This window comes from Pseudacidovorax sp. (assembly GCF_017991995.1).
In the GTDB taxonomy this organism is placed as follows: domain Bacteria; phylum Pseudomonadota; class Gammaproteobacteria; order Burkholderiales; family Burkholderiaceae_C; genus Xenophilus.
Window position 1 is genome coordinate 151,560 of the sequence record NZ_JAGOPN010000004.1, and the last position, 14,332, is coordinate 165,891.

Below are 14,332 nucleotides of genomic sequence, written 5' to 3' on the forward strand. Positions count from 1 at the left end.
AGCGTTCGATTATAGGGACGGGGGGTGTGCGGACAGGCCCCGGCTGACCCGGGATAACCCCCGCACACCCCCCGAAAGAAGGACTCCTGATGCAGATCAGCGATCGGCCCGGAGGCCGCTGCCGAACCGGTCGTCCTGGTCCGCGATGCGCCAGCCGGCCTACTGGGCGCCGGCCTGCTGCGTGCTGCTGGTCCAGCCGCCGCCCAGCGTCTTGTAGAGCGTGACCTGGTTCTGCAGCAGCGTCAGCTGGGTCTGCACGGCCGTCTGGCGGGCCGTGAACTGCGAGCGCTGCGCATCCAGCAGGTCGAGCGCGCTGGCCACGCCGTTGCGGTAGCGCAGGTCCGACAGGCGCAGGCGGGTGCCCTCGGCGTCGGCCTGGGCACGCGCGGCGCGGGCCTGCTCGCCCAGCGTCTCGCGGCCCGCAAGGGCATCGGCCACCTCGCGGAAGGCCGTCTGGATCGTCTTCTCGTACTGGGCGACGGCAATGTCGCGGCTGACGCGCGCCGAAGCGAGGTTGGCCGAGTTGGCGCCGGCCGTGAAGATCGGCAGCGTCAGGCTGGGCGCGAAGCTCCAGGCCCGCGTGCCGTCGCCGTTCCAGAGGTTCGAGAAGTCGGAGCTCACCGTGCCGATGGAGGTGGTCAGCGCGATGCGCGGGAAGAAGGCGGCCCGCGCCGCGCCGATGTTGGCGTTGGCCGCGATCAGCTGCTGCTCGGCCGCCCGGATGTCCGGCCGTTCGGTCAACAGGTCCGAGGGCAGGCCGGCCGGCACGTCGGGCATGGCGCGCACGCTGGCCAGGCCGCCGTTGTCGCCGGCCAGGCCTTCCAGTGCACTCGCAGGCACAGGGGCACCCAGCAGCAGCGCCAGGGCGTTCTCGTCCTGGCGGCGCAGGCGGATCTGCTGCGCATAGGTGGCGCGCGCGCTCTCGGCCAGCGAGACGGCCGACTGGTAGTCCAGCTCGGACGCCACGCCGTTGTCGAAGCGCAGCCTGGTCAGCTTGAGCGTCTCCTCGCGCGTGGCCAGCGTCTGGCGGGTGATGGCCAGCAACTCTTCGTCGGCGGCCAGCGTGAGCCAGCCGTTGGCCACCTGGGCGACCAGGCTGATCTGGGTGGCGCGGCGCGACTCCTCGGTGGCCAGCGCACGGGCCTGCGCCGCGGCGCTCAGGCTCTGGATGCGGCCGAAGAAATCGATCTCCCAGGCCGTCACGCCCAGGCCCACCGAATAGCTCGACGACACCTTCGGGGCGGACGAGCTGTAGGCGCGGGCCGAATTCGGCTCGGAGCGCGAGCCCGAGGTGGTCAGCCCCACGGTCGGGAAGAGGGCCGCGCGTTGCACGTCGAACTGGGCGCGGGCCTGCTCGATGTTGAGCACGGCCACGCGCAGGTCGCGGTTGTTGTCGAGGGCCGTCTGGATCAGCCCCGCCAGCCGCGGGTCGGAGAAGAAGGCCTGCCAGGGCACGTCCACCGCCGCCTTGGCGCCGCCCGGCTGGGCCGGGTCGCCCGGGAAGGTGGTGGGCACCGGCGCGGCCGGCCGCTCATAGGTGGGGATCAACGAGCAGCCGCTCATCAGCAGCGCGGCGGCCAGCGCCAGCGGCGCCAGGGGCCCGAAGGGCAGCGTCATCATCGTCTTGGACTCAGCCATGGTTGTCGGCTCCGGATTCTTCCTGAATGCCCGCTTCCTGGGCATGGCGCTTGTTCATGTCCTGCTGGCGCTTGCTGCCCTTGAAGATCGTGCGCACCACCACGAAGAAGATGGGCACGAAGAAAACGGCCAGCGCCGTGCCCGTGAGCATGCCGCCCAGCACGCCGGTGCCGATGGCGCGCTGGCTGGCCGAGCCCGCGCCCGAGGCCAGCACCAGCGGCACCACGCCCAGGCCGAAGGCCAGCGAGGTCATCACGATCGGGCGGAAGCGCAGGTGGGCGGCTTCCAGCGCGGCGGCGATGGCACTCTTGCCCTGCGCCTGCAGGTCCTTGGCGAACTCGATGATCAGGATGGCGTTCTTCGCCGACAGGCCGATGATGGTGATCAGGCCCACCTGGAAGTACACGTCGTTCGAGTAGCCGCGCAGCAGCGTGGCCAGCAGCACCCCCAGCACACCCAGGGGCACCACCAGGATCACCGACAGCGGGATCGACCAGCTTTCGTACAGCGCCGCCAGGCACAGGAACACCGCCAGGATGGCGAAGCCATACAGGATGATGGCCTGCGAGCCGGCGAGCTTTTCTTCGCGCGACTGGCCCGTCCATTCGAAGCCGAAGCCCGCGGGCAGCTGGCCGGCCAGCTTCTCCATCTCGGCCATGGCAGCGCCCGAGCTGTAGCCGGGCGCGGCCTCGCCGCTGATGCGCATCGCGGGGTAGCCGTTGTAGCGCACCGTCTGCTGCGCGCCCTTGATCCAGCGCGTGGTCGCGAAGGAGGCGAAGGGCACCGGCTGGCCTTGCGTGTTGGACGCGTTCAGCCGCAGCAGGTCCTCGGGCTGCATGCGGGCCGGGGCATCGGCCTGCACCACCACGCGCTGCAGGCGGCCGCGATTCGGGAAGTCGTTGATGTAGCTCGACCCGAGCGCGGTCGACAGCGCGGTGTTGATGGCATCGAAGCCCACGCCCAGGGCCTGTGCCTTGTCGCGGTCGATGTCGATCTGCAGCTGCGGCGCATCCTCCAGGCCGTCGGGGCGCATCGCGGTCAACACCGGGCTCTTCATGGCCATGCCCAGCAGCTGGTTGCGGGCGTTGACCAGCGCGTCATGGCCCTGGCCCGACCGGTCCTGCAGCCGGAAGCTGAAGCCGCTGGCCGAGCCCAGTTCGGGGATCGGCGGCGGGTTGAGCGGGTAGATGAAGGCATCGCGCACGCCCGACAGCGCACCGAAGGCGCGGCCGGCCAGCGCGGAGGCCGAGTTGGCCTCGCCGTCGCGCTCCTTCCAGTCCTTGAGCGTGACGAAGGCGATGCCCGCGTTCTGGCCCTGGCCCGAGAAGCTGAAGCCCAGCACGCCCACGATGCTCTGCACCTGCGGCTGCTTGAGCATGAAGTTCTCGACCTTCTCCATCACCGCCTCGGTGCGCTCCAGCGTGGCGCCCGGCGGCAGCTGCACGTTCACCAGGATGTTGCCCTGGTCTTCCTGTGGCAGGAAGGAGGTGGGCAGGCGCGAGTACACGAACACCACGCCGCCGATGATGGCCAGGTAGATGATCAGGTAGCGCGCCGCGCGGCGCAGCAGGCGCGACACGAAGCCTTCATAGCCCTTGGCCGTGCGCGAGAAGCCGCGGTTGAACCAGCCGAAGAAGCCGCGCTTCTCGTGGTGGTGGCCCGCTTCGACCGGCTTGAGCAGCGTGGCGCACAGCGCCGGCGTGAGCGACAGTGCCATGAAGGCCGAGAAGGCGATCGAGGCCACCATCACCGCCGAGAACTGGCGGTAGATGTTGCCCGTTGAGCCCGCGAAGAAGGCCAGCGGCACGAACACCGAGATCAGCACCACCGTCACGCCGATGATGGCGCCGGAGATCTGCTGCATTGCCTTGCGCGTGGCCTGCAAGGGTGGCAGGCCTTCCTCGCTCATGATGCGCTCGACGTTCTCCACCACCACGATGGCATCGTCCACCACGATGCCGATCACCAGCACCATGCCGAACATGGTCAGCACGTTGATCGAGAAGCCCAGGGCCAGCAGCGTGCCGAAGGTTCCCAGCAGTGCCACCGGCACCACCAGCGTCGGGATGAGCGTGTAGCGCCAGTTCTGCAGGAACAGGAACATCACCAGGAACACCAGCACCACGGCCTCGACCAGGGTCTCGACCACCTGGCTGATGGAGATGCTGATGAAGGCCGAGCTGTCGTAGGGAATGGAGTAGCTCACGCCCTGCGGGAAGAAGCGCTTGAGCTCGTCCATCTTGGCGCGCACCGCCTTGGCGGCCTGCAGCGCATTGCCCGATGGCGACAGCTGCACGCCCAGGCCCACGGCCGGCTTGCCGTTCAGGCGGGCCGAGGTGGCATAGCTCTGGCCGCCGATCTCGATGCGGGCCACGTCCTTGAGCCGCACGGTCGAGCCGTCGGCATTGGCGCGCAGCACGATGTTGCCGAACTGCTCCACCGACGACAGCTGGCCCTTGACCACCACCGTGGCCGCGATGGCCTGGCCGGTGACGTTGGGCAGGTCGCCGATGGTGCCGGAGGCGACCTGGGCGTTCTGGTTGCGGATGGCGGTGTTGACGTCGCCCGCGCTCAGGTTCAGGCCTTGCAGCTTGGCCGGGTCGATCCACACGCGCATCGCCGTCTCGCTGCCGAAGAGCTGCACCTGGCCGATGCCGGGCACGCGCTGCAGTTCGGGCTGGATGTTGCGCGCGGCGTAGTCGCCCAGCTGCGTGGTGTCCACGGCCGGGTTGGTCGACGACAGCATCGTGAACAGCAGGAAGTTGTTGCGCGACTTGTCCACGCGCACGCCCTGCTGCGTCACGGCCGAGGGCAGGCGTGGCGTCGCGCGCGACAGCCGGTTCTGAACGTCCACCTGCGCCAGGTCGGCGTTGGTGCCGGGCTCGAAGGTCACGGTGATCGAACCGGTGCCGTCGGCCTGCGCCACCGACTCCATGTAGATCAGGCCGGGCGAGCCGTTCATCTCGCGCTCGATGACCGACAACACGCTGTCTTCCAGCGTCTGGGCCGAGGCGCCGGGATAGGCGGCGTTGATGACGATGGCCGGCGGGGCCACCGGCGGGTACTGGGCGATCGGCAGCTGCGTGATCGCCACGCCGCCCATCACCAGGATGAACAGAGCGATCACCCACGCAAAGATGGGGCGATCGATGAAGAACTTGGCCATAGAAGTGCTCGCGTTCCTTCTTCGTGATCAGTCGGGGTTGCGTGCCGGCGTCATTGCTTGGCCGGTGCGGCCGCTGCCGCGGGGGCCGATGCGCCAGCGGCCGGGGCTGCGGCGGCGGTCGTCGGCGGCTGCCAGGGCACGGCCTTCACCGGCGTGCCGGGCGGCAGCATCTGCAGCTTCTGGAAGCCGTCGACCATCACCTGCTCGCCTTCCTTGAGGCCCTCGGTCACGATCCAGCGGTTGTTCCTGCCGGCGGTGATCTTCACGTTGCGCTTGGACAGCTTGCCGTCCTGGCCCACGATGGTCACGGTATCGCCCTGGTCGGTGCGCGTGACGGCCTGCTGCGGCACGCTGATGGCCTTGTCGACCTGCGCCTGCTCGGTGCGCACGCGCACGTACATGCCGGGCAACAGCTCGCCCTTCGGATTGGGCAACTCGGCGCGCAGGGTGATCTGGCCGGTGCTCGCATCCACCGTCAGGTCGGAGAAGAGCAGGCGGCCACGCTGGGCGAACTCGGTGCCGTCCTCCAGCACGATGCGCACGTCGGCGGCGTCCGGGCCGCTGGCGCGCTGCAGCTTGCCCTGCGCCATCGCGCGGCGCATGCGCATCACCTCGGTCGCCGACTGCGTGAAGTTGACGTAGAGCGGATCGATCTGCTGGATGGTGGCGAGCTGGGTCGCTTCGCCCTGGCCCACCAGCGCGCCCTCGGTCACCAGTGCGCGGCCGATGCGGCCAGAGATGGGGGCCGTGACGGTGGCATAGCCCAGGTTGATGCGGGCCGTGGTCACGGAGGCTCGGCCGGCCAGCACGTCGGCCTCGGCGGCCTTCTGCGAGGCGATGGCGTTGGCATAGTCCTGCTTGCTCACCGCGTTGGCCTCGACCAGGGGCTTGTAGCGATCGGCCAGCGCCTTGGCCTGGGCCGCATTGGCCTCGGCGCGCGCCAGGGTCGCCTCGGCGCTGCGCAGCGTGGCCTCGTAGGGCGAGGCGTCGATCCTGAACAGCGGTTGGCCGGCCTTCACGTCGCTGCCCTCCACGAACAGGCGCTTCTGCAGGATGCCGGCGGCACGGGCGCGCACCTGGGCGACGCGCGTGGCCTCGAGCCGGCCGGGCAGTTCGGTCACCAGTCCGACTTCGCCCGGGGTGGCGACCACCACCCCGACCTCGGGGGCCGGCATGCCGCCGCCCGGAGGACCGCCGGCCGGTGCCGCGGCGTCCTTCTTGCCGCAGGCCACCAGGGCCAGGCTCAGAAGGACCGCGGTGGCGGCGAGGGTCAGGGGCGAACCGGGACGAAACATCGAACGACTTGCAACAACATGCGATGCAGGCATGCGAATCCTCTTGGAGTGGGATTGAAAAAGCGGAGGAAGCGGACGCGCCGCGGATCGATCATGCGTGCAGGCAGATCGGGGCGCCAGAAGCTTGCCGGGGCAGCAAGTTTACATACATTCTTGAATGTATAGTCGCGGCCCTCACGTTTCGGTTTATTTCGTTTTCTTGCCAAGGAGATGCCGTGGTACGGCGCACGAAGGAAGAAGCCCTGGCCACTCGCCATCGCCTGCTCGATGCGGCCGAGCGGCTGTTCCAGGCCCAGGGCGTGTCGCGCACGTCATTGCAGCAGATCGCCGAGGAAGCGGGGGCCACCCGCGGCGCCGTCTACTGGCATTTCAAGGACAAGGCCGACCTCTTCAACGCCATGATGGAGCGGGTCACGCTGCCGATGGAGAAGGGCGTGCGCCAGGCGGCGGCGCCGGCCGGGGTCGATCCGCTGGACCTGATCGAGCAGGGCATGACGCAGGCGCTGGCGCTCATCGCCGACGACCCGCAGGTGCGCCGCGTGTTCCAGATCGCGGTGCACAAGGTCGAGTACACGGACGAGATGGCCTCGGTGCAGCAGCGGCACCTGGGCGCGCGCGATGCGTGCGTCATGGACTTCGAGAAGGCCCTGCGGCTGGCTGCGCGCATGCGCGGGCTGCGGCTGCCGGTGCCGGCCCGCACCGCGGCGCACGGCCTGCATGCCCTGATGTCGGGCCTGATCGACGACTGGCTGCTGGAGCCGGCCGCCTTCGACCTCGTGCCCGCGGGCCGTCGGCTCTTCGGTGTCTATCTCGCCGGCCTCGGCCTTCCCCGCGGTGGGGAGGCGGCCGATGCGGCGGCGCCCGTCCTGCCGGCGGGGCGCGCCGAGCACGCCAAGCGCAGAAGATCGGTCATAATGCCGGGTTCGCGGCCGAACTCGGCGCGACTTTCTCGCCGTATTTCAACGGATAGAATTCGGCCCTCCGAAGGCTGAGATCCAGGTTCGATTCCTGGCGGCGGGACCAGACACAGAGCCCGGCTACGTTTCTGACGTAGCCGGGTTTTTCTTTTGTTCTCGCCGATGCGAAGGACCGCGCCCCGGCCCCGGGGCCGACATGCGGCTTCTCGAAGATAAATGAACCAACAAGTTCATTTATGCTTCGGCGATGCGGATGTTCATGCGTTCCCGAGCCCCGGAGCCCGTTCGTGCGGCGGGCCGATTTCAACCGGATGCACAGGCATCGGCTTCGGCCGTTGATGAAGCCGCATGTCGGTCGACAGCCTCGACCTGATCAAGACCTTCCATGAAGTTGCCAGCCGTGGCAGCTTCTCGAAGGCGGCCGTCTCGCTGCAGCTGTCCAAGGCAACGGCCAGCAAGTACGTGGCGGAACTCGAGCGGCGGCTCGGCGTGCGGCTGCTGCACCGCTCCACCCGCGCGATCAGCCTGACCGATGCCGGCCAGCGTCTGCTCGAGCGCAGCACCTACCTCGTTTCCTACGCAGAGGAAATGATGGACGAACTGCGCGAATTCGGATCGCTGCCCAAGGGAGGGCTCACGCTGAGCGCACCCTACGGCCTGATGTTCGGCGGCTTCAGCGACATCATCGCCACCTATGTGCGCAGCTACCCGGACGTGCGGCTCACCCTGCGCTTCACCAACGAACCGATCGATCTCATCCGCGAGGGCGTGGACCTGCACTTCGGCAGCGGCACCATCGCCGACCAGCACCTCATCGCGCGCCGCGTGATGAAGTTCGACCTGGTGCTGTGCGCTGCGCCGGCCTATTGGGAGCGTTTCGGCAGACCGGCCACGCTCGAGGAGCTGACCCACCACAACGTGCTGCAGTACAGCGCCTGGGCGGCGGCGAGCCTGGCGCCGGCGCGTCGGCCGGACGCGCCGGTCGCCCATCGGCTTGGCGTCATCGAGGTCAACGACCCGGTGGCCGTGGTCCAACTGGCGTTGCGGGGCGTCGGCATCGCGGTCGCTCCCAAGCCCGCCGTGGCGTCCTTCCTGGCGAATGGGGAACTGGTACAGGCCCTGGACGAGCACATGCCCAAGGACCTCTGGGTCTATGCGGCCTATTCCGAGCGACGCCACAAGAGTGCGGCGCTGTCGGCGATGCTGCGCCTCCTGGATCGCTTCGGCCTGGATGTCCAGTGAGCGTGGCGGGACCGCGCTCCGGGTTTCGAAGGATGCCGAAGGTCAGGGTTCAGTCTGCGTGCGCGACGGCCGTGACGGGTGGCCGCTGCGCCGCGGCCCGCGGGTGGGAGCCGGCGCGCACCGCGCCGTCCATGCCGCAGCGGTAGCGGCGCAGCCAGTCTGCATCGACCGTGGGCCGTGCCGGTGCGCGCAGGGCCGCGATGGTGCGCAGATGGCCCGCGTCCCATGGGTCGAGTTCCTCGCCCTCGCTGCCGGCCAGGTCCACCCATTCGGCATCCACGGCCGCCACGCAGCCGATGCCCTCGGGCCACATGGGGCGGCCGAGCGCACGCACCAGATCGGCGAGCCGTTGGCGTTCCTGGTGGGCGTCCGGCGTGCAGGGCCAGGCCACGAAACAGTCCTCGGCCAGCACGGCCACGCGGCGGGGGTCCGTCACGGCCTGGCGCAGGCGGCGCAGCAATTCCCGGCTCGCGCCGGTCGCCACGTCCTCGCCATAGGCGGCGCGGATGGCCCACAGGTCCGGCAGCGTCACCAGCGCCGCGCGCGAGCCCGACAGCTCGCCGCCCGGGCGCGCGCCGTCCGCCCGCGCAGTGGCGCTCCCATACCGCGCCGGCACCGGCGGGAACAGGCAGCGCCGCCCCGCGACGCGCTCGTCGGTGCCTGTTCGCAGCAATGGCAGGGCTTCCAGCATGGCTGTCAATGTAGGAAGCCCCCAGGTCGCTGCCGAGCGGAAACGGCTCCGAAATGACAAGTCGCTGACATCTGCCCACCGCGCCCGTCGAAGGCGCCGCGGCGCCCAGTCAGAGATATGTCAGCCAGTTAACACCTGATGCGCGATGCACCATCGCGGTGAAAGAGGCGCCGCCCAATACTCGTGCCGCCATCAGGAGAGCGGGGATCTGGAAGGGCTGAGGAGGTGGGTGGCCGACGCAGGGCATGCATGCAAGCAATGCCCGGCGCCGGCGTGCCGTGCCTTGGGCTCCTGGCCGCCAAGCCGATGGCAATCCGGCTTGAATCTGTCCAAGGAGAACGTCAGTTGTTTGAAAAGGTCGTGCCCGTCAACAAAGAGCGCCATGCGCAAACGCGCATCAAGGAAATCACGGGCTTTTCCTTCGCCTCCAAGTTCCACATCGCCTACGTCACCATGCACGAGTTCGCCCGTGCCGCGGCGATCTATCCCATCGTCTTCCTCGAAGACAAGGAGAAGGACGAGTTCCGGCCCGTGGCCCTGCTGGGCCTCGATGCGGGCACCAACCTCTTCGTTGGTGCCGACGGCAAATGGGACGCCTCCTATGTGCCGGCGATCATCCGCCGCTATCCCTTCGCGCTGGCCTCGTCCGACAAGGAAGGCCAGTTCACCATCTGCATCGACGAGGGCAGCGAGCTGGTGAGCAGCACCGAAGGCAGCCCGCTGTTCGACGACAAGGGCGAGCCCACGCAGGTCATCGAGAACGTCAAGCGCTACCTGTCCGAGCTGCAGCAGATGGACGCGCTGACCCGCGAGTTCGCCAAGTTCCTGGCCGCGCACAACATGCTCACGCCACTGAACATGCGCGTGCGCGAGTCGGCCGGCATCAAGAACATCGCCGGCTGCTACGTGATCAACGAAGAGCGCCTGAACAACCTCTCGGACGAGCGCTTCCTGGAAATCCGTGCCAAGCGCTACCTGCCTGCGATCTATGCGCAGCTGATCTCGCTGGCCCAGATCGAGCGGCTGGTCACGCTGGCCGACAAGCGCGCCGGCAAGTAAGAAGACGCGGGCCGTGCGCAGGCGGGCGTCGACAAGGCGCGGCATGAAGCCGCGCGCAGGCTGGGTCGCGATGCTGGCCGCGGGCGCCTGCGCGCTCGCGCTGCCGGGCGCGGCGGCGCAGTCGGCCGCCGCTTCGGCGGCCGATGCACGCACGCTCACGCCCCGCCGCTTCATCCAGCTGGTGGTGGACCGCAATGCCGAGATCGCCTATGCACGCCTGCAGGCCCGCATCGCCGACCGCGGCCTGGCGGCCGAGGCCTCGCTCTATCAGCCGACGGCCTTCGGCTCGGTGCGCCACGAAAGCCGGCGCCGCCAGCGCACGGCCGAGGAGCAGCTCTCGTCCCTGGCCGCCCGCACCTCGGTGCTGGACGAGATGGTGAACACCGCCGAGGCCGGGCTGCGCATGCGCGCCTCCACCGGCGCGGAGATCAGCACCAGCCTGCAGCGCTCCCTGCGCCGCAACAACCTCATCGAGGCCCTCTACAACGATGGCAGCGACCGCGAGGCCACGGCGCAACTGGTGGTCACCGTGCGCCAGCCGCTGCTCAAGGGCCGCGGCACCGATGCCGTCGAGGCCGACCTGCGCGTGGCCGAACTCGAGCGCGAGGTGGGCTACTGGACCTTCCGCCAGCAGCTGCTCAAGATGGGCAGCGAGGCCCTGTCCGCCTACTGGCAACTGCAGCGTGCGTATCGCTCGCACCCGCTGCGCCAGCGCCTGCTGGACAACGCCCGCGAAGCGCTGGCCGATGCGCGCGAGCGCGCGGCCGCCGGCCGTGTGGCCGTCACCGTCGAGGACGAGGCCCGCGCCCTGCTGTCGATGCGCGAGAGCGAGTTGTTACGCAGCAGCCAGGCCATCGTCGAGGCCGAGGCCCGCATCCGCACGCTGCTGGACCTGCCGCCCGAGGACGGCGCCTGGGCCCTGCCGGCGCTGGCGCCGGTGCCCGGCGACGAGGCCGCAGCCGCCGGGGCCTGGGAGCGCCGCCTCGACCAGTGGCCGCCCTTCCAGATCGCCAGCCTGCGCGTGCGCCAGAACCAGCACCGGCTGGATTTCGCGCGCAACCAGGCCCAACCACAGCTGGACCTGCAGGCCAACTGGGGCTCGCACGGCCTGGGCCGCAATCCCCATTCGGCCATGAACCCCGTGCCCCACAACCGCTACCCCGACTGGTACGTGGGCCTGTACTACGAGCAGCCGCTCGGCGGCACCACGCGCCCCGAGGCGCAGTACCAGGGCCAGCAGCTCAAGCTGGAGCAGGCCGAGCTGGAGGCACGCAACGCCCGCATCGGCTTCGCCAACGACTGGCGCAGCCGGTCCGAGGCGCTGCAGCTGGCCCGGCGCGATGTCGAGCAGCTGCGCGCCGACCTCGACAGCCGCGCCCGCCTGCTGCGGGCCGACGAGTCCGGCCTGCGCGACCAGCTGGTGCCGCGCGCCCGCGTGCTGCGCCGCGAGGCCGAGACGCTGGAGAGCGAGCTGCGCCTGATCGAGGGCGAGGCCCGGCTGTGGACGGCCCTCACCTTGTTCCAGCAGTCCGAAGGGCTGCTGCTCACCGCCTACGGCGTGGACGTCACATGGCAATGAAACGACGCCCCGGCACCGACCGCCTGCGGGGCCGGCACGCCGCCGCCCTCGATGTGCGCGCCGCGGCCTTCGGCCTGCTGCTGCTGGCCGCCAGCGCCGCGCTGCATGCGCGCGAATTCACCGGCCTGGTCCATGCGCGGCACGACCTGCTGCTGAGCGTGAGCGTGCCCGGCGTCGTGGCCCGCGTGCCCGTGGCCGTGGGCCAGCGGGTGGAGGCACGCACGCCGCTGCTCTACATCGACGAGCGCATCCAGGCCACCGAGGTTCAGCGGCGCCGGGTGATGCTGGACGACCTCTCCGAGCTGCGTGCCACCGAGGAGCGCGTGCGCACCCTCGCGCCGCTGTACGAGGACACGCGCAAGCTGCTCAACGCCCGCGGCGCGGTCAGCCGCGACGAGGTCGCGCGGCTGGAGCTGGACCTCGTCACCGCGCGCGGCCGCGTCGCCCAGTTGCAGGCGCAGAAGGTGCGCGAGCGTGTCGAGCTGGCTGCGGCCGAGCAGGAGCGCGAGTTGCGCCGCCTGAGCGCCCCCGTGGCCGGCGTGGTCACGCGCGTGGACACCGACGTGGGCGAATGGGCCAAGCCCGGCGACGCGCTGATCCAGCTGGTGGACGCCGACAACTGCTACCTCAAGCTCAACCTGCCGCCGGCCGCCGCGCTGCCGCTCAAGGCCGGCGCCGAGCTGCCGGTGCGCTTCGACCCGGCCACGGGCGTGGCACCGGTGCGCGCCCGTGTCAGCTACATCGCGCCCGTCATCGACGCCGCGAGCGGCCTGGTCGAGGTGCGGCTGGGCTTCGCCAACCCAAAGGGCGCGGTGCCCGCGGGCATCAAGGGCATCGTGGACCTTCAGGAAGGGAGCCGCTGATGGGCGCGGCCGACCATCCCCACACGCTCGGCGCGCCGGACGCGCTGGGGCTGGTGCAGGCCCTGCAGGCGCTGCGCCGCCGCTCCACTGGCGAGCCCGGCTTCTGGGACGAGTACGCCGCGGGCCTGCGTCACCTGTGCCGCGCCCGCCGCGTGTGGATCGCCGGCCGCGTCGATGCCACCGCCGATCCCGTGCTGGCCGACGGCAGCGGCTGGCAGTGGCTGGGCGCCGCCGCCGAGGCGGCCCTGCCCGTGGCGGGCGTGATCGAGGCCGCCACGCTGGCCAGCCTGCAGGCCCTGGCGCCGCGTGCGGCCGACAAGGGCTTTGCGCTGATGCCCGTCACGCACGAGGGCGTCGCGTTGTTCCACCTGGCCGTGCGGCAGGCCGGCGAGCGGCCGGTGCTGGCCCTCATCGAGATTCCCCAGCGCGAGCGCGCCAGCCTCAACGAACTGGCCCTGCGCGCCCAGCTCGTGGCCGACATGCCGGGCGTCGGCGCCCCGGCCGGCGCGCCGGTGGGTGAGGGCGTCCCGGCCGCCTCGCCCACGCTGCCCGCCCTGCTGGCGCTGGCCACCGAGGTGCAGCGCGAGGCCCACGGCAGTGCCGCCCGGCTGGCCCTGGTCAACGGCCTGGCCGCCCTCTGCGGCGCCTCGCACGTGGCCCTGGGCTGGGTCGACGAGGGCCGTGCGCAGCTGGCCGCCATCAGCCACCTGGATCGCTTCGAGGCCGGCACCGACCTGGTCGCCCTGGTCGAGGCCGCCATGGACGAGAGCCTGGCGCACGAGGGCGTGCTGCAGGCCGAGCAGGCGCCCGTGCTGCAGCGCCTGGGCGAGGCCCTGGGCCTGCCCGCGGTGTGCGCAATGGCCATCGGCCCCGAGGACGGCCCGCCCGAGGCCGTGCTGCTCTTCGCGCTGCCCGAAGGCCGCGGCGTGGACGAGCCCGGCCTGGCCCGGGTGCGTGGCATGGCCGCGCTGGTGCTGCCGCGCCTGGCCGAGCTGCGCCAGCGCGAGCGCTGGTGGGGCCTGCGTGCGCGCGACGCCCTGCGCTTGCGCCTGGCGTCCTGGCTGGGGCCGCGCCATGTGTGGCCCAAGGCCGTGGCCGTCGCGGCCGGCCTGTTCGTGCTGTATGCCGCCTTCGGCACCTGGGATTACCGCGTGCACGGCACCGGCCAGCTCGCCACCGACAGCACGCGGTTGCTGGCGGCCGGCTACGACGGCCGCGTCGACAGCGCCGAGGCCAGCGCCGGCGAGCGTGTGCAGGGCGGCCAACTGCTGGCCACGCTCGACACGCGCGAGCTGCGCCAGCAGGAGAACGATGCCGATGCCGAGATGCGCCGCTTCGGCGCCGAGGCCGACAAGGCCCGCGCCGCCGCCGCCTGGGCCGAGATGGAAGTGGCCAGCGCCCGCCAGCGCCAGGCCCAGGCGCGCCTGGCCCGCGTGCGCGAGGCGCTGTCCCAGGCCGAAGTGCGTGCGCCCTTCGACGGCGTGATCGTCGAGGGCGAGCGCAAGGACCTGCTCGGCGCCCCGGTCAAGAAGGGCGACAAGCTCTTTCGCATCGCCCGCGTCGAAGGCCTGTACGTGGTGGCCACCGTGCCCGAGGGCGACATGCCCCTGGTGCCCGCGCAGGCCAGCGGCGAGCTGGTGCTGGTCAGCGACCCCGACCGCCGCATCCCGCTGCGGGTGACGGCGGTGATCCCCGTGGCCCAGACCAAGGGCCAGGACGGCAACCAGTTCCTGCTGCGCGCCGAGATGCAGCAGCCCGCCGCCGACTGGTGGCGGCCGGGCATGAGTGGCGCCGTGCGCATCGACGCGGGCGAACGCAACGTGGCGTGGATCCTGACCCACCGGCTGGTGGACAAGCTGCGCCTGTGGCTGTGGTGGTAGCG

Annotated in this window: 9 protein-coding genes, 1 tRNA gene and 1 pseudogene; 7 read left to right on the forward strand and 4 right to left on the reverse strand. The window is 70.7% G+C overall.

Annotated elements, in window-relative coordinates; genetic code table 11:
• Positions 1-159: 159 nt before the first annotated feature.
• The 3 genes from KBC94_RS07230 to KBC94_RS07240 are packed head-to-tail and all read right to left on the reverse strand — an operon-like array spanning position 160 to position 6,132.
• Positions 160-1,638, reverse strand: a complete 1,479-nt coding sequence (locus KBC94_RS07230) for an efflux transporter outer membrane subunit (protein WP_294367985.1) — start codon at positions 1,636-1,638, stop codon at positions 160-162.
• A complete protein-coding gene (locus KBC94_RS07235; protein WP_294367987.1) occupies positions 1,631-4,804 on the reverse strand; it encodes an efflux RND transporter permease subunit in 3,174 nt (1,057 codons plus the stop codon). Before KBC94_RS07235 ends, KBC94_RS07230 begins: the two co-directional genes overlap by 8 nt.
• A gap of 50 nt (positions 4,805-4,854) precedes the next feature.
• Positions 4,855-6,132, reverse strand: a complete 1,278-nt coding sequence (locus KBC94_RS07240) for an efflux RND transporter periplasmic adaptor subunit (protein ID WP_294367988.1) — start codon at positions 6,130-6,132, stop codon at positions 4,855-4,857.
• 182 nt (positions 6,133-6,314) lie between these two features.
• Here KBC94_RS07240 and KBC94_RS07245 point away from each other — a divergent pair.
• From KBC94_RS07245 to KBC94_RS07255, 3 genes and pseudogenes are all read left to right on the forward strand, one after another.
• A pseudogene (locus tag KBC94_RS07245) lies at positions 6,315-6,923 on the forward strand (TetR family transcriptional regulator); the annotation flags it as partial.
• 124 nt (positions 6,924-7,047) lie between these two features.
• Positions 7,048-7,122, forward strand: a tRNA-Arg gene (locus KBC94_RS07250).
• A 242-nt stretch (positions 7,123-7,364) separates the two neighbouring features.
• The gene (locus KBC94_RS07255) at positions 7,365-8,258 is read left to right on the forward strand and encodes a LysR family transcriptional regulator (protein ID WP_294367990.1); all 894 of its coding nucleotides are present in this window, start codon (positions 7,365-7,367) and stop codon (positions 8,256-8,258) included.
• A gap of 49 nt (positions 8,259-8,307) precedes the next feature.
• Here KBC94_RS07255 and KBC94_RS07260 read toward each other — a convergent pair whose 3' ends face one another.
• Positions 8,308-8,949: a hypothetical protein gene (locus tag KBC94_RS07260; protein WP_294367994.1), complete on the reverse strand. Its 642-nt coding sequence runs from the start codon at positions 8,947-8,949 to the stop codon at positions 8,308-8,310.
• Positions 8,950-9,294: 345 nt separating this feature from the next.
• Between KBC94_RS07260 and KBC94_RS07265 the strand changes: the two genes are divergently transcribed.
• From KBC94_RS07265 to KBC94_RS07280, 4 genes are read left to right on the forward strand one after another with little or no spacing between them, the layout of a single operon-like run.
• Positions 9,295-10,008 carry a SapC family protein gene (locus tag KBC94_RS07265; protein ID WP_114801439.1) on the forward strand — a complete coding sequence of 238 codons (714 nt, stop codon included), beginning with the start codon at positions 9,295-9,297 and terminating at the stop codon, positions 10,006-10,008.
• Positions 10,009-10,051: 43 nt separating this feature from the next.
• Positions 10,052-11,587 (forward strand): TolC family protein, encoded by a 1,536-nt coding sequence (locus tag KBC94_RS07270; RefSeq protein WP_294368000.1) that lies wholly within the window; start codon positions 10,052-10,054, stop codon positions 11,585-11,587.
• Complete coding sequence (locus tag KBC94_RS07275; RefSeq protein ID WP_294368002.1) at positions 11,584-12,450, forward strand: efflux RND transporter periplasmic adaptor subunit; 867 nt, start codon at positions 11,584-11,586, stop codon at positions 12,448-12,450. The genes KBC94_RS07270 and KBC94_RS07275 overlap by 4 nt, the downstream gene beginning before the upstream one ends.
• The gene (locus KBC94_RS07280) at positions 12,450-14,330 is read left to right on the forward strand and encodes an efflux RND transporter periplasmic adaptor subunit (RefSeq protein ID WP_294368003.1); all 1,881 of its coding nucleotides are present in this window, start codon (positions 12,450-12,452) and stop codon (positions 14,328-14,330) included. Before KBC94_RS07275 ends, KBC94_RS07280 begins: the two co-directional genes overlap by 1 nt.
• Positions 14,331-14,332 lie beyond the last annotated feature (2 nt).

What these genes read in the sequence shown, in the direction of transcription:
- KBC94_RS07260 (WP_294367994.1), bottom strand. Translation starts at nt 8,949, where the DNA reads ATGCTGGAAGCCCTGCCATTGCTGCGAACAGGCACCGACGAGCGCGTC.
- KBC94_RS07255 (WP_294367990.1), top strand. Translation starts at nt 7,365, where the DNA reads ATGTCGGTCGACAGCCTCGACCTGATCAAGACCTTCCATGAAGTTGCC.
- KBC94_RS07235 (WP_294367987.1), bottom strand. Translation starts at nt 4,804, where the DNA reads ATGGCCAAGTTCTTCATCGATCGCCCCATCTTTGCGTGGGTGATCGCT.
- KBC94_RS07240 (WP_294367988.1), bottom strand. Translation starts at nt 6,132, where the DNA reads ATGCCTGCATCGCATGTTGTTGCAAGTCGTTCGATGTTTCGTCCCGGT.
- KBC94_RS07275 (WP_294368002.1), top strand. Translation starts at nt 11,584, where the DNA reads ATGAAACGACGCCCCGGCACCGACCGCCTGCGGGGCCGGCACGCCGCC.
- KBC94_RS07230 (WP_294367985.1), bottom strand. Translation starts at nt 1,638, where the DNA reads ATGGCTGAGTCCAAGACGATGATGACGCTGCCCTTCGGGCCCCTGGCG.
- KBC94_RS07270 (WP_294368000.1), top strand. Translation starts at nt 10,052, where the DNA reads ATGAAGCCGCGCGCAGGCTGGGTCGCGATGCTGGCCGCGGGCGCCTGC.
- KBC94_RS07280 (WP_294368003.1), top strand. Translation starts at nt 12,450, where the DNA reads ATGGGCGCGGCCGACCATCCCCACACGCTCGGCGCGCCGGACGCGCTG.